General features: G+C 63.3%; 14 protein-coding genes. 8 read left to right on the top strand and 6 right to left on the bottom strand.

Features of this window, described 5'->3' with window-relative positions; all coding sequences use genetic code 11:
* Positions 1-106 precede the first annotated feature (106 nt).
* Positions 107-697 (top strand): GntR family transcriptional regulator, encoded by a 591-nt coding sequence (locus ABVK50_RS23420; protein WP_353645838.1) that lies wholly within the window; start codon positions 107-109, stop codon positions 695-697.
* 6 nt (positions 698-703) lie between these two features.
* On the opposite strand, the gene ABVK50_RS23415 is transcribed toward ABVK50_RS23420, so the two are convergent.
* Complete coding sequence (locus ABVK50_RS23415) at positions 704-1,006, bottom strand: hypothetical protein (protein WP_353644304.1); 303 nt, start codon at positions 1,004-1,006, stop codon at positions 704-706.
* Positions 1,007-1,232: 226 nt separating this feature from the next.
* Positions 1,233-2,729: a CoA-acylating methylmalonate-semialdehyde dehydrogenase gene (locus ABVK50_RS23410; RefSeq protein WP_353644305.1), complete on the bottom strand. Its 1,497-nt coding sequence runs from the start codon at positions 2,727-2,729 to the stop codon at positions 1,233-1,235.
* 172 nt (positions 2,730-2,901) lie between these two features.
* On the opposite strand from ABVK50_RS23410, the gene ABVK50_RS23405 reads away from it, so the two are divergent.
* From ABVK50_RS23405 to ABVK50_RS23385, 5 genes are all read left to right on the top strand, one after another.
* Positions 2,902-3,783, top strand: coding sequence for a LysR family transcriptional regulator (locus tag ABVK50_RS23405; protein WP_353644306.1), 882 nt, complete (start codon positions 2,902-2,904; stop codon positions 3,781-3,783).
* An 876-nt stretch (positions 3,784-4,659) separates the two neighbouring features.
* On the top strand, positions 4,660-8,160 hold the full coding sequence (locus tag ABVK50_RS23400; protein ID WP_353644307.1) for a helicase-related protein: 3,501 nt from the start codon (positions 4,660-4,662) through the stop codon (positions 8,158-8,160).
* Positions 8,161-8,550 carry an RNA-binding S4 domain-containing protein gene (locus ABVK50_RS23395; RefSeq protein WP_353644308.1) on the top strand — a complete coding sequence of 130 codons (390 nt, stop codon included), beginning with the start codon at positions 8,161-8,163 and terminating at the stop codon, positions 8,548-8,550.
* Between the two features lie 150 nt (positions 8,551-8,700).
* Positions 8,701-9,039 carry a ferredoxin FdxA gene (gene fdxA, locus ABVK50_RS23390; protein ID WP_353644309.1) on the top strand — a complete coding sequence of 113 codons (339 nt, stop codon included), beginning with the start codon at positions 8,701-8,703 and terminating at the stop codon, positions 9,037-9,039.
* A gap of 451 nt (positions 9,040-9,490) precedes the next feature.
* Positions 9,491-10,078, top strand: coding sequence for a CarD family transcriptional regulator (locus ABVK50_RS23385; protein ID WP_353644310.1), 588 nt, complete (start codon positions 9,491-9,493; stop codon positions 10,076-10,078).
* 81 nt (positions 10,079-10,159) lie between these two features.
* Here ABVK50_RS23385 and ABVK50_RS23380 read toward each other — a convergent pair whose 3' ends face one another.
* On the bottom strand, positions 10,160-11,950 hold the full coding sequence (locus tag ABVK50_RS23380; RefSeq protein ID WP_353644311.1) for an acyl-CoA dehydrogenase: 1,791 nt from the start codon (positions 11,948-11,950) through the stop codon (positions 10,160-10,162).
* 161 nt (positions 11,951-12,111) lie between these two features.
* Here ABVK50_RS23380 and ABVK50_RS23375 point away from each other — a divergent pair, with 161 nt between their 5' ends.
* Positions 12,112-12,975: an RNA polymerase factor sigma-32 gene (locus tag ABVK50_RS23375; protein WP_353644312.1), complete on the top strand. Its 864-nt coding sequence runs from the start codon at positions 12,112-12,114 to the stop codon at positions 12,973-12,975.
* 22 nt (positions 12,976-12,997) lie between these two features.
* Here the strand turns inward: ABVK50_RS23375 and typA are convergent, their stop codons facing one another.
* A complete protein-coding gene (gene typA / locus ABVK50_RS23370) occupies positions 12,998-14,824 on the bottom strand; it encodes a translational GTPase TypA (RefSeq protein WP_353644313.1) in 1,827 nt (608 codons plus the stop codon).
* A 184-nt stretch (positions 14,825-15,008) separates the two neighbouring features.
* Here typA and ABVK50_RS23365 point away from each other — a divergent pair, with 184 nt between their 5' ends.
* Positions 15,009-15,290, top strand: a complete 282-nt coding sequence (locus ABVK50_RS23365; protein ID WP_353644314.1) for a hypothetical protein — start codon at positions 15,009-15,011, stop codon at positions 15,288-15,290.
* 68 nt (positions 15,291-15,358) lie between these two features.
* Here ABVK50_RS23365 and ABVK50_RS23360 read toward each other — a convergent pair whose 3' ends face one another.
* Together ABVK50_RS23360 and ABVK50_RS23355 are read right to left on the bottom strand one after the other, a co-directional pair.
* Complete coding sequence (locus tag ABVK50_RS23360; protein WP_353644315.1) at positions 15,359-16,930, bottom strand: alkaline phosphatase; 1,572 nt, start codon at positions 16,928-16,930, stop codon at positions 15,359-15,361.
* Positions 16,931-17,053: 123 nt separating this feature from the next.
* A complete protein-coding gene (locus ABVK50_RS23355) occupies positions 17,054-19,132 on the bottom strand; it encodes a M3 family metallopeptidase (RefSeq protein WP_353644316.1) in 2,079 nt (692 codons plus the stop codon).
* Positions 19,133-19,266: the final 134 nt, after the last annotated feature.

Raw genomic sequence — 19,266 nt, 5'->3', positions numbered from 1 at the left:
ATCGCTTCCGGCAGGTGATATATCAAAAATATATCAATGAGGGCTGAAGGGTTTGGAGACCGGTATTAAATCGGCGAGCGCCACGGCTTACCGCGCGCTGGAAGGCATGATCGTAACGCTCGAACTCGCACCCGGAAGCGTTGCGACCGAGGGCGCGCTGATCGAGAGGCTCGGCCTCGGCAGGACGCCGGTCCGCGAGGCGATCCAGCGGCTGGCCTGGGAAGGGCTCGTCGAGGTGCGTCCTCGCGCCGGGCTCGCCATTGCGCCGCTGCATCCCGCCGACTGGCTGCGGGTGCTCGATGCGCGCCGCGGTGTGGAAGTCGTGCTGGCTCGCTCGGCCGCGCGCTATGTCACGCGCGACGCCGCGGACCGGTTTCACGCGGCGGCCGTTGCTATGCAGAAAGCCGTCGCCGCGAGGGATGTCCTGGGTTTCCTGGAAGCCGACAAGGCGCTCGATGAGGCAATGGCAGGGGCGGCCGACAATCCCTTCGCCGTTCGCGTAGCAGCTCCGCTGCAGACCCACAGTCGCCGGTTCTGGTTCCGTTATCAGGCCGAGACCGGGCTTGGCGAGTCAGCCGAACATCACGTCCGGCTGATAGGCGCAATCCTCGAGAGGGATGAAAAGGCGGCCGCTCAGGAAGCCGACCGCCTTATGTCACTGCTCCGCGGACATGCGGAGCTGGTGGCTTCACGCTAAACGGCGTCAGGCGTCGGGCAACGCCGCCATCAGATTGCCGTCAAAGCCTTCGCCGGCCGAAAGCACGCAGCTCTTGCCGTCGGTTCCGGTCGCCAGAATGGTCCAGGTGCCGTTCTCCGAAACGAAGATCTCGACCACCGCCTCGGGATTGATGACACCCACCGCCTGCGCCTTCTCCTTGTATTCGTCCGAGAGCTTCTTGACGATTTCGCCGCGTTCGGCGCAGGGGACTCCGGCAGAGGCGGAAGCCAGAGGCAACAGCATCACCGATACGGCGGCTGCCGCGATTAGGCGTAAAATTCGTGCCATGACGCACCTCCTTCCGGCAACAAAGGATTTCCACAGTAAATCCCAGGATGCGGGTTCAAGCTGTTCATCTACCGAACTGCCACGCAAGCTTCTCGGTCGCTCGGAAAAGGAAGCCGGATACGGCCATGGCCGTTCCATCACGGAACATAAAAAAAAGTTTTGTTCTATTCCGTACATAAAAAGGGCCGCGCAATGCGCGGCCCTTTTTATGTAAAAAACCGGCCCGTTAATTCATCGTCGGAATTACGAATTCCGCGCCATCCTTGATGCCCGACGGCCAGCGCGAGGTCACGGTCTTGGTCTTCGTGTAAAAGCGGAATGCGTCGGGGCCGTGCTGATTCAGATCGCCGAAGGACGAGGCCTTCCAGCCGCCGAACGTATAGTAAGCGATCGGCACCGGGATCGGCACGTTGACGCCGACCATGCCGACCTGGACCCTGGACGCGAAGTCGCGGGCTGCGTCGCCGTCACGGGTGAAGATCGCGACGCCGTTGCCCATCTCGTGGTCGTTGGCGAGCTTGATCGCGTTCTCGTAGGTCGGTGCGCGCACCACCGAGAGCACGGGCCCAAAAATCTCTTCCTTGTAGATGCGCATGTCGGCGGTGACATTGTCGAACAGGCAGCCGCCCATATAGTAGCCGTCCTCATAGCCCTGCATCTTGAAGCCGCGGCCGTCGACGACGAGCTTGGCGCCTTCCTTGACGCCGATGTCGACGTAATTCTTGACGCGCTCGAGCGCCTCCTTGGTGACCAGCGGACCGAAATCGGCCGAGGAATCGGTCGACGGGCCGACCTTCAGGCTCTCGACTCGGGGGATGAGCTTTTCGAAAAGCCGCTCCGCCGTCTCGTGGCCGACCGGAACCGCCACCGAGATCGCCATGCAGCGTTCGCCGGCCGAGCCGTAGCCGGCGCCGATCAGCGCGTCGACGGTCTGGTCCATGTCGGCATCGGGCATGATGATCATATGGTTCTTGGCGCCGCCGAAGCACTGCGCACGTTTGCCGTTGGCGGTGGCGCGCGAATAGATGTATTGCGCGATCGGGGTCGAGCCAACGAAGCCTATCGCCTTGATGTCCGGATCGTCGAGGATGGCGTCGACAACTTCCTTGTCGCCGTTCACGACGTTCAGGATGCCGGCTGGCAAGCCCGCTTCGAGGAACAGTTCGGCGATCCTCAGAGGCACGCCGGGGTCGCGCTCGGAAGGCTTCAGGATGAAGGCGTTGCCGCAGGCGATGGCGGGTGCGATCTTCCACAGCGGGATCATCGCTGGAAAGTTGAACGGGGTAATGCCGGCGACGACGCCGAGCGGCTGGCGCATCGAATAGACGTCGATGCCGGGACCGGCGCCGTCAGTGAATTCACCCTTCATCATGTGCGGCGCGCCGATACAGACCTCGACCACTTCGAGGCCGCGCTGGATGTCGCCCTTGGCGTCCGCGATGGTCTTGCCGTGCTCGCGAGCCAGAATGTCGGCAAGCTCGTCATAGTCGCGCTGCACCAGTTCCAGGAACTTCATCAGGACGCGGACGCGGCGCTGCGGATTGGTTGCCCCCCAAGCCGGCTGCGCGGCCTTGGCGTTTTCGACCGCGGCGCGCAATTCCGACTTCGAGGCCAGCGCCACTGTGCCGCGCACCGAGCCGTCCATGGGCTGCATGACGTTCTGAGCGCGTCCGCTCGTGCCGGCGACGCGCTTGCCGCCGATGTAATGACTGTACTCGACCATGATCTCTCTCCCTGAATTCCGTTGAGTTGCCGTATTGTCCCGCTTTGCGACGTGCATTGCAACGCGAGCGGAAAAGCAACCGTTGTGCGGAAAATCGATAACGAGATTGCAGGCTATTCGATTTTCTGCATAAGGGGCGTATGGATACCTACACTCATCCGACGATCGCCCCATGAACTGGGATGACGTCCGCATCTTTCTCGCCGTCGCCCGCGCTGGGCAGATTCTGGGCGCAGCGAGGCGGTTGGAACTCAATCACGCCACCGTCTCGCGCAGGGTCGCGGCTCTCGAACAGGCGCTCAATACAAAGCTGTTCCGCCGGCTGACCACCGGCAGCGAACTGACGCCGGCCGGCGAACGCTTCCTCGAAATGGCCGAACGCATGGAAGCCGACATGATAACCGCGCGCGCCGAGATCGCCGGCGAGGGCGACGAAGTGTCGGGCGCGGTGCGCATCGGCGCGCCGGACGGCTTCGGCGTCGCCTTCCTGGCTTCCCGGCTTGGCCGCCTCACCGAAAAGCACCGCGAACTGAAGATCCAGTTGGTGCCGGTGCCACGTTCATTCTCGCTGTCGCGGCGCGAGGCCGATATCGCCATCACCGTCGAGCGGCCTTCCGAAGGCAGGCTGGTGGCGGGAAAGCTGGTCGACTACACGCTCGGCCTTTTCGCCTCGCGCGCCTATGCCGAACAGCACGGCCTGCCGCAAACAGTCGGCGAACTCGCCGCGCACCGGCTGGTCGGCTATGTGCCGGACCTCGTCGTCAGTCCCTCGCTCGACTACGCCGGTGAATTCAGCCCGAACTGGAACGCCGGCTTTTCCATCTCCTCCGCGCTTGGGCAGGCCGAAGCGGTGCGCTCAGGCGCTGGCATCGGCATTGTGCACACCTTCATCGCGCGCTCGCTGCCTGAGCTTGTGCCCGTCCCCGCCGCCCCGCCGATCCGCCGCGCCTACTGGCTGGTCTATCACGAATCCATGCGGCCACTGCGCCGCATCCAGACCGTGGCGGAGTTCATCACGAGAGCTGTCGAGCGGGAGCGGGCGCTTTTCGTTTGAACCGGCGCTGTGCCGATGCGGCACAATTCCGTTACCGAAGACGCGTCAGAAGCTGCTTGCCCGCCGGCCTGCGAGGGTTCGTTGGTTGCCCGGCCTGCCTATCGGCACAACATGTTGCGGTGAACAAAGCCGGAAATCCGGCCGATCAGCGATTCGTCGCCGCTTCGTTCCCTCTTTAGCCGGAACGTTAACGAAAATCGCACCGGACGCCGCTTCGGCGGAAATGGCGCGGCAACATTCGGCAAACGGGCAGGCGTCGCGGCCCATCAAATCAGTTCCAGGCGGCGTCCGCCGGATCAAAGGTTAACACGCCGCAGAAAATGTCCCGCCAGGTGGCAAATTGCGATTCACCATCTGGAGTCGAAAAACCTGTCAAGGCCCAGATGTTGTGTCGAACAAAGCAGGAAAACGGCGGAATCAGCGATTCGTCGCCGATTCGTTCCGTGTTTGGCCGAGAAGTTAACCGGCGCCCGGGTTGCCTTTGGAATCTCCGCGCATCCAAAGTAAAATTTGTCGGTGAATCAAGAGGTTCTCCTATCAAGCAAGGCGCGCCTGAACGTTCTTGCGATAGAAGTTAACGCCGAAGAGAGGCGTCACGTCGCGGCACTCACAACCCGATTCACGATCTGGTGCGCGAGTGCTCCAGCCCAGCTACATGTGGCCGTGAACAAATCCTGAATCTCTTGGAGTCACTGATTCGTCTCCGATTCGTTCCAGACTCGTTCCAACGTTAATTTTGACGCTTGCCGCTTCCGTTTCCGGGATCGAAACCCTATTTGTCGCCTCATCGCCATTGCCGCCGCAGCGGCCCTCATTCAGCCGGTTCGCAGAACACCGAGCCGCCAAGCCGAGCCAGAAAGGCCGCTTCCCCTTCCGATGAATCTGCAGCAGCCAAAGAACGATCCGCTCATCCTTTCAGGACGAGACGTGACGGCCGTGCTCGGCCCGACCAATACCGGCAAGACGCATCTGGCGATCGAGCGCCTGGTGGCGCATGAGAGCGGCCTGATCGGCCTGCCGCTCAGGCTGCTGGCGCGCGAGGTCTATGGCCGGGTCTGCGAAAAGGTAGGCGCGAGCAAGGTGGCGCTGGTAACCGGCGAGGAGAAAATCCTGCCGCCGGGCGCGAAATATTCGGTGTGCACGGTCGAGGCCATGCCGCGGGAGACCGACGCCGCCTTCGTGGCGATCGACGAGGTGCAACTCGCCGGCGACCTCGAGCGCGGGCACATCTTCACCGACCGCATCCTGCATCTGCGCGGCCGCCAGGAGACGCTGCTTCTTGGTGCGGCGACCATGCAGGGCATCCTCCAGCGGCTGCTGCGCGGCGTTTCGGTGGTGACGCGGCCGCGGCTGTCGCACCTCGCCTATTCCGGCTCGAAAAAGCTGACCCGGCTGCCGCCGCGCTCGGCCATCGTCGCTTTCTCGGCCGACGAGGTTTATGCGATCGGCGAGTTGATCCGCCGCCAGCGAGGCGGCGTCGCCGTGGTGCTCGGCGCGCTCAGCCCGCGCACCCGCAACGCCCAGGTCGCCATCTACCAATCGGGCGACGTCGATTTCCTGGTGGCGACCGACGCGATCGGCATGGGGTTGAACCTCGACCTCGATCATGTCGCCTTCGCGCAGAACCGAAAGTTCGACGGTTTCCAGTATCGCAATCTGAACGCTTCCGAACTCGGCCAGATCGCGGGCCGCGCCGGGCGGCATCTGCGCGACGGCACCTTCGGCGTCACCGGCCAGGTCGATCCCTTCCCGGACGAACTGGTCGAGAAGATCGAGAGCCACGATTTCGATCCGGTGAAGGTGCTGCAATGGCGCACCGCGCAGTTCGATTTTTCCAGCATCGACGCGCTCAAGCGCTCGATCGATACGACCGCGCCGGTCGAGGGGCTGACGCGGGCGCTGCCGGCGGTGGACGGCCGGGCGCTGGAGCATCTTTCGCAGGATCCGGACGTCCGTGCGCTTGCTACCGGGCGCGAGCGCGTGGCGCGCCTGTGGGAAGTCTGCGCGCTGCCGGATTACCGCAAGATCGCGCCCGCCCAGCATTCGGAGCTCGTCGCCTCGATCTACCTCGACATTGCGCGTCATGGGCATGTCGATGAGAACTACATGGCCGAGCAGGTGCGCCGGGCCGACACGGTCGAGGGCGATATCGACACGCTGTCGCATCGCATCGCCCAGATCCGGACCTGGACCTACGTCTCCAATCGGCCGGGATGGCTGGCCGATCCGCAGCACTGGCAACAAAAAACGCGCGAGATCGAAGACAGATTGTCGGATGCGCTGCATGAGCGGTTGACGAAACGCTTCGTAGACCGCAGGACTTCCGTCCTCATGCGCCGCCTTAGAGAAAATACGATGCTTGAAGCCGAAATTAGCCCTGCCGGAACGGTCCTAGTCGAGGGCCACCATGTCGGGGAACTGCAGGGGTTCCGATTCACTGCCGACCAGTCCGCCGGCGGCGAAGAGGGCAAGGCGATCAAGGCTGCGGCGCAGAAGGCGCTGGCGCTGGAATTCGACAGCCGCGCCGAGCGGTTTTCCGCCTCCGGCAACAGCGACATCGCGCTCGGCTCCGACGGCATTCTGCGCTGGATCGGCGCACCGATCGGAACGCTGGCCGCGACCGAGGATGCGCTCCGGCCGCGCGTCATCCTGCTCGCCGACGAACAGCTCACCGGCCCGGCCCGAGACAAGGTCGCGGCGCGCGCCGAGCGCTTCGTGAACTTCCAGATCGAGACGGCGCTGAAGCCGCTGATCGAACTGAAGAATGCCGAGCAGCTTTCGGGAATTGCGCGCGGCATCGCCTTCCAGCTGGTCGAGAATTTCGGGCTAATAAACCGGCGCGAGATCGCTGACGACATCAAATCTCTGGACCAGGAAGGGCGCGCGGGGCTGCGACGCCTCGGCGTGCGCTTCGGCGCGTACCATGTTTTCGTGCCGAGCCTGCTCAAGCCCGGTCCCGCCGGCCTGGTGACGCTGCTCTGGGCACTGCAGAACGACGGCAAGGACAAGCCCGGTTTCGGCGATGTCGTCCATGCGCTCGCCGCCGGCAGGACTTCCGTGGTGGTCGACCCGGCCTTCGACCGCGCCTTCTACAAGCTCGCCGGATTCCGCATGCTCGGACGCCGCGCCGTGCGCGTCGACATTCTGGAGCGGCTTGCCGATCTGATCCGTCCGGCGCTGGCGTGGAAGGCCGGAACCGGCCCGCGGCCTGACGGCGCGTTCGACGGCAGCGCCTTCCTGGTGACGCCGGCGATGATGTCGATCCTTGGCGCCAACGCCGACGACATCGAGGAGATCCTGAAAGGCCTCGGCTACCGCGCCGAGCCGAAGCCGGCAGCCGAGGTGAAGACGCGGCTCGAGGCGCTGGACCAAGCCGCACGCGAGGCCGCGGAAGCCGCAGCCGCGAAGCGAGAAGCAGAAAAGGCGGCGAAGGAAGCCGAGAAGGCGGAGGCTAAGAAAGCAGAGGCCGAGAAGGCCGCTAGTGAGCCAGTCAAAGCGGCGATCGCCGCCGGCGGTGATATGCCCTCCGCTGGAGCGGATGAAGTGGCAAACGTTGCCGCGCCTTCTTCCTCCCTTGCAGGGGAGGTGTCGCCGGAGGGTGGAGACGACGTGCTGGGTTCTTCACCGTCCGCACCCGAACTGACTGCGTCGGAGGGAGAAGCTGTCGCTTCTGAACCTTTGACATCCGCCACAGAGGCGATCGCGCCGGTCGTGCAGGATGAGCCGGTCACAGAGGAGCAGCCTGCAGAAGCCGAATCTTCGACGGAAGCCGCCGCGCCGCCGCTCGAGGCTGCGACCTGGAAGCCTGATGCGGAGGAGCTGCCCGCTGACCTGATGCCCGCCGTGCCCGGTTCGGAGAGCGCCGGCGAAGTCGCCGCCCATTCGGCAAAAGTCGGTCCGGAAGGCGTGGAGACCGCCCCTGTCGCGGAGTCTGCCGAAGCGACAAACACCAAGCCGGCGCCTAAAGGCGACGGTGAGGAGGCGGAGGAGCCTAAGCCGATCCTCTTGTGGCGGCCGGCTAGGTTCGAGCAGCGGCCCCGCCACCACAGGCAGGACAACCGCCGTCGCGGCCAGCGTGACGGCGCTGCCGCCGCCGACGGCAAGGCGCAGGGCGATCGGCCTCAGCGCAACGACGCCCGGCCGCCCCGCGAAAAAAATGGCGGCAAGGAGCGTTTCGAGCGCGGCAAGTTCAAGGGCAAGCCGAATGCCGATGGGCAACGGCCGGATCGCCGCGATAACCATCCGGGTGACAAAGGCGGCTTCCAGGGCAAGCAGCCCTTCCAGGCCAGGCCCCCGCGCGAGGAGCGCCCGGTTCGCGTCGATCCGGATTCGCCTTTCGCCAAGCTCGCTGCGCTGCGCGACCAGCTCAAGAAGTAGATGGTCGCCGAAGGCCGGCAGCGCGTCGACAAGTGGCTGTTCTTCGCGCGCGTGGTCAAGTCGCGTTCGCTGGCCGCGAAGCTGGCGGTCGCGGGGCGGGTCCGCATCAATGGCGACAAGGCCGGCCAGGCGTCGGATTCGGTTAAGCCAGGTGACGTGCTGACCATCACGCTCGAGCGGCGGATATTGGTCTACAAGGTGCTGCAGCAGGGTAGCCGCCGCGGTCCCGCCGAGGAGGCGCGGGCGCTCTATGAGGATCTGTCGCCGCCGCCCGCTCCGAAGGGCGAGGCTCTTCCCGACGCGCTGCCGCCAGTGCGCGAGGCAGGCAGCGGCCGCCCGACCAAGAAGGAGCGGCGCGAGACCGACCGGTTGCGCAACGGAGAGGAATAGCGGTCCTCATCACCATCAAGCCGGACGGCCTTGAAATTGCGTTCCGCCAAGAGGCGCCTGCGGGGAATGGCCGCCCTTGCAACAGGCCTGTAAAGGCGGTACCTCACCGCCCATATTAGTCGAGAAAAAGCAGGGCTCCGGAGCCGCAGCATGACCTATATCGTCACCGACAACTGCATCAAATGCAAATATATGGATTGCATTGAAGTCTGTCCGGTCGACTGCTTCTACGAAGGCGAAAATATGCTCGTCATCCACCCGGACGAATGCATAGACTGCGGCGTCTGCGAGCCGGAATGCCCGGCCGATGCGATCAAGCCTGACACCGAGCCCGGGCTCGACAAATGGCTGCAGATCAATACCGAATACGCCTCGAAATGGCCCAACATAACCTCGAAAAAGGAGCCGCCCGAGGACGCTAAGGAATTTGACGGCATGGAAGGCAAGTTCGAGAAGTATTTTTCGGAAAATCCCGGCGAGGGAGACTAGAGCCTTTCGGATGCGCAAGGACGCTCTCTAGACTTTTAACCTGCGCATGATCCTTTCAGAAAACCTATTCCGGTTTTCGGCGTCATGCGCTAAACCTTGCCAACAAGATTTTCTCAAGCTGGCTGTCATGACAGGCGTTGCCGCCGCTTGACACGGGGCTGCTTCGCGCGTGCAGCAAATTGTTGATTCTCGCCGGTTTTTGTGGTATGCAATCGGAATATGCCGCTGACACACCGTCGATATATATGGCGCTGAGCCTTAATCACTGAAAGGTGGAAACCCTAATCCGGACCAAGGCAACTTGGGCCAGGCAACGCTGTTTTGAAGCGTATTGCCCGGGCCTTGGCTTTTTCCGGTGGTTTCGTCTGTTTGCGGCACTAGATGCGGCCAATCGGCCGCGCAGCAGCTCAACCGGCGATACAGCCGGCCATAACAAGGAGTTCAGGGCGTAATGGCAACCACAACCCCGCAGAAGAAGTCCGCAGTCCGGCACGGGTTCAAGACCAGCGAATACATCGTTTATCCGGCGCATGGCGTCGGCCAGATCGTGTCGATCGACGAGCAGGAAGTCGCGGGCCACAAGCTTGAGCTCTTCGTCATCGATTTCGCCAAGGACAAGATGCGGCTGAAAGTGCCGGTCGCCAAGGCGACCGCCATCGGCATGCGCAAGCTGTCCGAGACCGACTATGTCGACCGCGCGCTCAAGGTCCTGCAGGGCCGTGCGCGCGTCAAGCGCACCATGTGGTCGCGCCGGGCGCAGGAATACGATGCGAAGATCAATTCGGGCGACCTGCTTTCTATCTCGGAAGTGGTGCGCGACCTGTACCGCGCCGATAACCAGCCCGAGCAGTCTTATTCCGAACGCCAGCTCTACGAAGCGGCGCTCGACCGCATGGCGCGCGAGATCGCCGCGGTCAATCGCGTCTCCGAGACCGAAGCGGTGCGGATGATCGAGACCAACCTGAACAAGGGTCCGAAGCGCGGCGCCAAGGCTGACAATGAGGAAGCCGAGGTCGCGGAACAGGAAGAAGCCGCATAAACGCCTTCACCCACGCAACCGACAAGAACCCGGCGGCGACGCCGGGTTTTTTTGTTGCCTGGCGACCTGTTGCTATCCCGTTCAGAACCACTCCGGCCGCATCTTCAGCGTGGTGTCGTCAAGGCTGTCGAGGAGTGCGCGCTGGGTGCGGGTCTTCGGCAGTTCGTAGGTGAAGAAATAGCGGCAGGCGGCCAGTTTGCCGTCGAGGAAATTCCGGTCCGGATCCGGCGAGCCGAGCTTGCGCGTCGCAGCCATCGCCTGGCGCAGCCACATCCAGGCGATCACCACATGGCCCATCATGTCGAGGTAGATCGTCGCATTGGCGAGGCCGAGGCGTGGGTCGGAGCCGACCTTTGCCGCGAGCTTGCCGGTGGTGGCGACGGTTTCGGCGAGGTGCGCGGCCAGATCGGCGGCATGGGCGGTCAAGCCCTCGACGCCATGTGCCTGCGTAACATCGGCCATGATCCTTGCGGCGAGCGTCTTCATGCCGGCGCCGTTCTCCTGCATCACCTTGCGGCCGAGCAGGTCGAGCGCCTGGATGCCATGCGTGCCTTCATGGATCGGGTTCAGGCGATTGTCGCGATAGAGCCGCTCGACGGGATAGTCGCGCGTGTAGCCATATCCGCCGAGCACCTGGATCGCGTGCTTGTTGGCTTCGAGGCAGAATTCCGACGGCCAGGATTTTGCGATCGGGGTCAGAAGGTCGAGCAGGATACGCGTCTCGTGCCGCGCCTCCTCGCTGGGCGCCGCCTTGATCGCGTCGACCAGGAAAGCGGCGTAGAGCAGCAGCGCCAGCGAGCCTTCCACGGCGGTTTTCTGGGCGAGCAGCAGACGCTTCACGTCGGCGTGCTCGATGATCGGGATTTGCGGCGACGCGGCATCCTTGTCGTCCGGATGACGGCCTTGCAGGCGCTCGCGGGCATAGGCCAGCGAGGCGCGGTAACCAGCCGCGCCGAGAGCTGTGGCGCCCAGCCCGACGCCGATACGCGCCTCGTTCATCATCTGGAACATGTAGACCAGGCCCTTGTCGGGATCGCCGACCAGATAGCCGCGGCAGGGGCCGTCCTCGCCTAAATTGAGCGCGGCGTTGGTCGTGCCGCAATAGCCCATCTTGTGGTTCAGGCCGGCAAGCGCCACGCCGTTGAGTGCACCGATCGAGCCGTCCTCCTCGACCAGGAACTTCGGCACGATGAAAAGCGAGATGCCCTTCACGCCGGGCGGGCTGCCGGGGATTTTCGCCAGCACCATGTGGACGATGTTTTCGGAAATCTCCTGGTCGCCGCCCGAGATCCACATCTTCCTGCCGGTCAGGAAATAGGAGCCGTCCTCCTGCGGTTCGGCTCTGGTCGTGATGTCGGCAAGCGAGGAGCCGGCTTGCGGCTCCGAAAGGCACATGGTGCCGAAAAATCGTCCCTCCGCCATGGGCTTCAGGAAGCGCGCCTTCTGCTCCGGCGAGCCGAAGGCGTCGATCAGATTGGCGGCGGCCGTAGTCAGGAACGGATAGGCGGCGGTGGCGATATTGGCCATGGAGAAGATGAAGCCCATGGCGCTGCGCACGGTTTCCGGCATCTGCGCGCCGCCCAGTTCATGATCGAAGCCGGCGCCGAAGAACCCGGCCTCGCGATAGGCCGCGAGTGCGGCGCCGATGCGCTCGTCCATGACCACTTTTCCATCGACGAATTTCGGTTCGTTCATGTCGAGATCGGCAGCGTGCGGCAGGAAATGATCCATAGCGATCCGTTCCGCCATGTCGAGAACGCCGTCGATCGCGGCGCGGTCATAATCCGCAAAACGCGGCAATGCGGAGAGGCTCGCCGTGGGGAGAGCGTTGAAAAGCTGGAAGGCGATGTCTGCGCGGTCGACCGAGATCATGGAACATTCCTGGGCACGGGGCGTTGGAGGGCGTCTAGGGCGCTTCGCCTTGAGGTCAAGGCCATGTCCCGGACGGCGCCCCGGAAATCGGAGCGTGGTCCCCTCGAGGATCGGGAAACAATGAACTAGCGGGCAATTGCGCCAGAGTTTGGGAGCGCCAAATGCGAGACAAGGCCAAGAGAGCGATGATCCGGGCGGCGATGAAGGCGCCATATCTCGACCGCGGCGAGGAGCATGAGCTTGCGCTGCGCTGGAAGGAGCATCGCGACCAGGACGCCATGCACCGGATCACCACCGCGCATATGCGGCTGGTCATCTCCATGGCGATGAAATTCCGCTATTTCGGGCTGTCGATGGGCGACCTGATCCAGGAGGGCCATGTCGGCTTGCTGGAGGCGGCGGCCCGCTTCGAGCCGGAACGCGAGGTGCGCTTCTCCACCTATGCGACGTGGTGGATACGCGCATCGATGCAGGATTACATCTTGCGGAACTGGTCGATCGTGCGCGGCGGCACCAGTTCGGCGCAGAAGGCGCTGTTCTTCAATCTGAGGCGGCTCAGGGCGCGGCTGGCGCAAGGGCCGGAAACAATGTCCGGGTCGGCGCTCTACAAGGAGATTTCCAACGCGCTCGGCGTTTCGGAAGCGGATGTGGCGATGATGGACTCGCGCCTGTCCGGACCCGACACCTCGCTCAACGCGCCATTGGTCGACGATGGCGGCGGCTCAGCCGACCGCATGGATTTCCTCGTTTCCGATGCGCCGCTTCCCGATGAGATCGTCGGCGAGACGATCGACATCGAGCGCCGCTCGGGTTGGCTCAAAAATGCGCTCGGCGTGCTCAATGAGCGAGAAATGCGCATCATCGCCGAAAGACGGCTGCAGGACGACGGCGCGACGCTGGAGGCGCTCGGTGAAACGCTCGGCATCTCCAAGGAGCGCGTGCGCCAGATCGAAAGCCGGGCGCTGGAGAAGCTGAAATCCGCGCTCGTCAAGGAAAGCCCGGCCTTCCTGTCATCGGCGGCGTGAGCCGCCGAGATGGGGCGGCGCGTTAAGCCGCGCCCGCCGTCTTCTGCTTTTCGAAACGCTTGCGCTCATTCGGGTCGAGATAGAGCTTGCGCAGACGGATGGTCTTCGGCGTCACCTCGACCAGTTCGTCGTCCTGGATCCAGGCAAGCGCCCGCTCCAGCGTCATGCGGATCGGCGGCGTCAGCTTTACCGCCTCATCCTTGCCGGCGGCGCGGATGTTGGTGAGCTTCTTGCCCTTCAGCACGTTCACTTCGAGATCGTTGTCTCTAGAGTGAATGCCGATGATCATGCCCTGATAGACCTTGACGCCGGCGTCGATGACCATCGGCCCGCGGTCTTCCAGGTTCCACATGGCGAATGCCACCGACTCGCCCTGGTCGTTGGAGATCAGCACGCCGTTGGTGCGGCCGCCAATGTCGCCCTTGTAAGGCTCATAGGCGTGGAACAGCCGGTTCATCACCGCCGTGCCGCGCGTATCGGTCAGAAGCTCGGACTGGTAGCCTATGAGGCCGCGCGTCGGCGCGTGGAAGACCAGGCGCTGGCGATTGCCACCGGAGGGGCGCAGTTCCACCATTTCGGCCTTGCGCTCCGACATTTTTTGCACGACCACCCCGGCATGCTCCTCGTCGACGTCGATCACGACCTCTTCGACCGGCTCCAGCAATTCGCCGTTCTCGCCCTTCTGCATGACAACGCGCGGACGCGAAACGGCAAGCTCGAAACCTTCGCGGCGCATCGTTTCGATCAGCACCGCAAGCTGCAATTCGCCGCGGCCCGAGACGAAGAACGAATCCTTGTCCGGCGACTCCTCGATCTTCAGCGCAACATTGCCCTCGGCTTCGCGCAGCAGGCGGTCACGGATGACGCGGCTGGTCACCTTGTCGCCTTCGGTGCCGGCCAGCGGGCTGTCGTTGACGATGAAGGACATGGTGACGGTCGGCGGATCGATCGGCTGCGCATGCAGCGGCTCGGTCACAGACGGGTCGCAGAACGTGTCGGCGACGGTGCCCTTCGACAGGCCGGCGATGGCGACGATGTCTCCGGCTTGCGCTTCCTCGATCGGCTGGCGCTCGAGGCCGCGGAAGGCGAGAATCTTCGAGACGCGACCGGTTTCGAGCAACGAGCCGTCATGGTGAAGCACCTTGACCTGCTGGTTGGCCTTCAGCGTGCCGGATTCGATGCGGCCGGTGATGATGCGCCCGAGAAATGGATTGGCTTCCAGGATGGTGCCGATCATGCGGAACGGGCCGGGATGAACGGTAGGCGCCGGCACGTGCTTCAGAACGAGGTCGAACAGCGGCGCCAGGCCCTGATCCTTCGGGCCTTCCGGATTCTCCGAGACCCAGCCGTCGCGGCCCGAGCCATAGAGGATCGGGAAGTCGAGCTGCTCGTCGGTCGCGTCGAGGGCTGCGAACAGGTCGAACACCTCATTGACGACTTCGACGTGACGGGCGTCCGGCCGGTCGATCTTGTTGATCACCACGATTGGCTTCAGCCCGACCTTCAGCGCCTTGCCGACGACGAACTTGGTCTGCGGCATCGGGCCTTCGGCGGCGTCGACCAGAACGATGGCCGAATCGACCATCGATAGGATGCGCTCGACCTCACCGCCGAAATCGGCGTGGCCCGGCGTGTCGACGATGTTGATGCGGGTTTCCTTCCAGTCGACCGAGGTCGCCTTCGCCAGGATAGTGATGCCGCGCTCCTTTTCCAGGTCGTTCGAATCCATTGCGCGCTCTGCGACGCGCTGGTTTTCGCGGAACGAGCCGGACTGCTTCAGAAGCTGGTCGACGAGAGTGGTTTTGCCATGGTCGACGTGCGCGATGATCGCGATATTGCGGAGGTTCATAAAATCTGTCTCAGGGGTGCTTTGGGCGCACGATGGTCAGCGCCGCCTTTTCGGTTGGCGCGCTCATACATGTTTTTTCGCAGATGCGAAAGGGGCGGATGGTTACCGAAAATTAGGCATCTGCATGCGACAATAAATCCTTAACCAAAGCGGATCGTTTTGGCGCCAGAACGGTTCAAGTGGTATGACAATCAGCAAATTCAAGCTTCTTGGTATCTTTGTCGCAGCTTCCGTCTCGGCGGGCGGCGCGATCGGCGTGGCGCATTCGACCGGCACACGGCATCTGGAAAAACCTGCCGTGCAGTTTGACACCGCGGCGGAACAGGCCTTCCCCGATGCGCCCTATGGCGTAGATCCCATGGTCACCGGGCCGACGAGCGCTTCGTTTGAGCAACGCCAGTCCGCTGCCCGGTGCGCCGAAGCAGTCTGGCCGAACATTCCGCTCGCCTGCTATCCCAACCGCTAGCACGCAGGCAGGTGCCGATCCGCCTGATGGCGGACCGGGCTTGTTGTTGTAAGCAGCCACCAGGCCGCTCAGGCCGAATGGACGGGATCGAGCGTGACCTTGTAGAGCTCGCTGTCGTCGCGATCCATCAGCCGCACCGTCATCTGCTCGGTCGCGCCGTCAATGTCGACCAATCCGAAGAACTGCAGCCCCGCTGAAGGAGGCAGGTTCTGGCCCTGCTCGGCGGTCGGCGCCTTCACATATTTCAGCTCGGGGCCGAACGTCATGTCGAGGTCGCCGGGCCCGAAGGTGCCGGCATGGAGCGGGCCCGAAACAAACTCCCAGAACGGATTGAAGTCCTGGAAGGCCGCTTTCTCTGGATTGTAGTAATGCGCGGCAGTGTAGTGGACATCCGCGGTCAGCCAGACCGTATTGTCGATGCCGGCGTTCTTGATGTAGCGCAGCAGGTCGGCGATCTCCAATTCGCGGCCGCTAGCGGAGCCAGGCTGCCCGTTCGCGATCGCCTCGGCGCCTTTTTTATTTGCCGCATCGTTCCAGACGATAATGCCGATAGGCATATCGGAAGCGATGACCTTCCAGGTCGCTTTGGAGTTCGCCAGTTCGCGCTTCAGCCATTTGATCTGCTCCTCGCCGATAATGCGCGACTGCGGCGTCATCTCGGTCTCCACCGCATCGCCATTCGGCCCGCGATAGGAGCGGAGATCCAGGAAGAAGACATCGAGCAGGGGGCCATAGGCGATCTTGCGGTAGACGCGGCCAGGCTCCGCCGGCGTGAAGCGGATCGGCGTCATTTCATGGAACGCGCGTGCGGCGCGCGATTGCAGCAGCCCCACTGATTTTTCAGTGTAGCGGTCGTCTGCGGTCAGGTCCTTGGAGCCCGACCAGTTGTTGACGACTTCGTGGTCGTCCCACTGGAAGAAGGTCGGGCAGACCGCGTTCATCGCGCGGCAATGCTCGTCCATCATGTTGTATTTCCACTGGCCGCGATATTCGGCGAGTGTTTCGGCCACCTTCCTCTTCTCATCGGTCAGCACCTTGTTGATCCACTTCGTGCCGTCCTTCAGCTCGACTTCGGCCTTCAGCGGACCATCGGCATAGATCGTGTCGCCGGAATGCAGGAAGAAATCCGGCGTATGCCTGGCCATTGTCGCATAGGTGTACATGCCCTTGTCGTCGATGCCCCAACCCTGCCCTGCCGTATCTCCGGACCAGGTGAAGCGGATGTTGCGCTTCGAGGCGGGCGCGGTCTTGAAGCGGCCGACAATCGGCTCGGAAACGGCGCTGACATCCGACAGGTCGACCGCGCTCATGCGGTAGAAAATGTCCTGGTCCGAGGCGAGATCGGTCAAGAGCCGCTTCACGGCAAAATCGCTTTCGGGCACCGCGTCGAGCGTCGGCAGTTTCACGGGATTCGAGAAGCCCTCTGTCGTCGAAACTTCAAACATCACGCGCGAGGGGCGATCGACGCGCGTCCAGACCATTCCGGAGACGGTATCCACGTCGCCGGACTGAACGCCATGAGTGAAAACTGGCCGCGTGTTGGCGCGGGAATAGTAAGGGAGCGCGAGCCCCGAAACGCCGACGAGGCCCAAGGCGCTGGCCGACGTCACGAAGGCGCGCCTGGAAAGACTTCTGTTCATGGCTGTCTCCTGGATGGCTGAATATGCAGGAAAAGCCTTCGCCCCGCTATGTTGCAGGGCGATTGCGTTTTGATGAAACTTCGCTGACCGTTTGATGACGGCCAGATGAAGCCGCCGCAGCGATCAGAGCTCTTCGCCTGCCATCATCGGGAGCAGCCCACGCTTCTTCAGCATCGAATCCGGCGTCGGCATCTTGCCACGGAATGCGGTGTAGAGCTCCTTCGGATCGGCAGAGCCGCCGGACGCATAGATGTTCCGGCGCAGCTTTTCCGCGAGCTCGGGATTGAACGGATCGCCGGTTTCATCGAAGGCCGCGAAGGCGTCGGCGTCCAGCACTTCCGACCAGAGATAGGAATAGTAGCCGGCCGAATAGCCGTCGCCGGAGAAGATGTGCTGGAAGTGCGGCGTGCGGTGGCGCATGGCGATCGCGTCCGGCATGCCGATCCTTTCCAGCGTCTGCGCTTCGAAGGCGAGCGGATTCTCCGGCGCATCCGAGCGCGAATGATAGGCCATGTCGACCAGCGCCGATGCGGTGAACTCGACCGTGGCAAAGCCTGCGCCGAATGTGCGTGCCGCCAGCATCTTGTCGAGCAGTTCCTTCGGCATCGGATCGCCGGTCTCGTAGTGCAGCGCGTGCTTTTCGAGCACTTCCGGCACAGTGAGCCAGTGCTCGTAGAGTTGCGAGGGCAGTTCGACGAAGTCGCGCGGCACCGACGTTCCCGCGATCGAGGGCCAGGTCACGTCGGTCAGCATGCCGTGCAGCGCATGGCCGAATTCGTGGAAAAGCGTTTTGGCTTCGTCCAGCGAAAGCAGGCATGGCTGCCCCTCCGCCGCCTTGGCGAAGTTCATGACGTTATAGATCACAGGGGTCGAGCCCTTGCCGAGCCGATAGCCCGATTGCAGCGAGCTCATCCAGGCGCCGGAGCGCTTCGAGGGCCGGGCGAAATAGTCGGCCATGAACAGGCCGCGATAGCTGCCGTCGGCATTCCTGACCTCGAAGACGCGCACGTCGGGGTGCCAGGCGGTGATGCCCTTCTTCTCCACAAAAGACAGGCCGAACAGCCGTCCAGCGACGTCGAAGCAGGCTTCGATGATGCGTTCGAGCTGCAGGTACGGCTTCAGCTCTGCTTCATCGAAGGCGAACTTCTCGGCGCGCAGCTTTTCCTGGTAGTGACGCCAGTCCCAGGCCGCGAGCGGGTTGTTGCTGCCCTCGGCAGCGGCGAGCCGCTCCAGTCCTGCCTGGTCGATGGCTGCCTTCTCGCGCGCCTTTTTCCACACCGGTCCAAGCAGTTCGAGCACCGCTGGCGGGGTCTTGGCCATGGTGTCGTCGAGCTTCAGGTCGGCATAGCTGTCATAGCCGACGAGCTTCGCCTTCTCAGCGCGCAGGCGCAGCGTGTTCTTGACCACTTCGCGATTGTCTGTCGGCCCGCCGGTCTCGCCGCGGCCGATGAAGGCGCGAAACGCTTTTTCGCGCAAATCGCGCCGTTCCGAATAGGTGGTGAAGGGCTCGTAAATCGAGCGCGACAGGGTGACCGCGAACCGACCCTTCTGGCCGCGCATTTCGGCCGCCTCGGCCATCGCGTTCTTCAGGAATTCTGGCAGGCCGGCGAGGTCGTCCGCGTCGAGGAACAGCACCCAGTCGCGCTCGTCGGCAAGGACGTTCTGGCCGAACTTCGCGCCGAGCGAGGCCAATTCCTCGTTGATCGCCGCCAGGCGCTTCTTTCCGGCCTCGTCGAGCTTCGCGCCGGCCTTTACGAAGCGCTTCCAGGTCTTCTCCAGAACCCGCAGCGTCTCCGGGTCGAGGCCCAGCGATGCCCGGCGCTGATAAAGGCCGTCGATGCGCGCGAACAGTTTCGCGTTCATCGAGATGGCGGAGAAATGACGCGCCATCTTCGGCGAGATCTCCCGCTCCGTCGCCTGGATGACATCGTTGGTGTTGGCGCCGGCCATGCACCAGAAGATCGCCGAGACGCGGTCGAGCGGTTCGCCGGCAAGCTCCAGCGCAGCCAGCGTGTTTTCAATCGTGGCCGCCTCAACATTATCGGCGATGCCATCGATCTCTTCCGCGTGGGCCGCGAGTGCGGCGTCGAACACCGGTCCGAAATCGCCGCTGCCGATGCGGGAGAAGTCCGGCAAGCCGAACGGGCCATTCCATAGCGTCAGCGGATTGTTGTTCAGGTCGACGGCGTTTTCAGACGGCATTGGGTCTCTCGTGGGTTCATGCTGGACCGGCGGGCGGGCCGGTCGGATGTAAGGCTGTCCCTCGTTCGGCGCAACACTTGACGCGGAGCTGGTCAATTAATAAGTGACGCTTACAATAAGGTGAGCTTACAGTC

Origin of the sequence: Mesorhizobium sp. WSM2240 (genome assembly GCF_040438645.1) — a bacterium.
Lineage (GTDB): Bacteria > Pseudomonadota > Alphaproteobacteria > Rhizobiales > Rhizobiaceae > Allomesorhizobium.
Note: the sequence above shows the minus strand (reverse complement) of the source record. Positions and strands in the feature narration are given on the sequence as shown.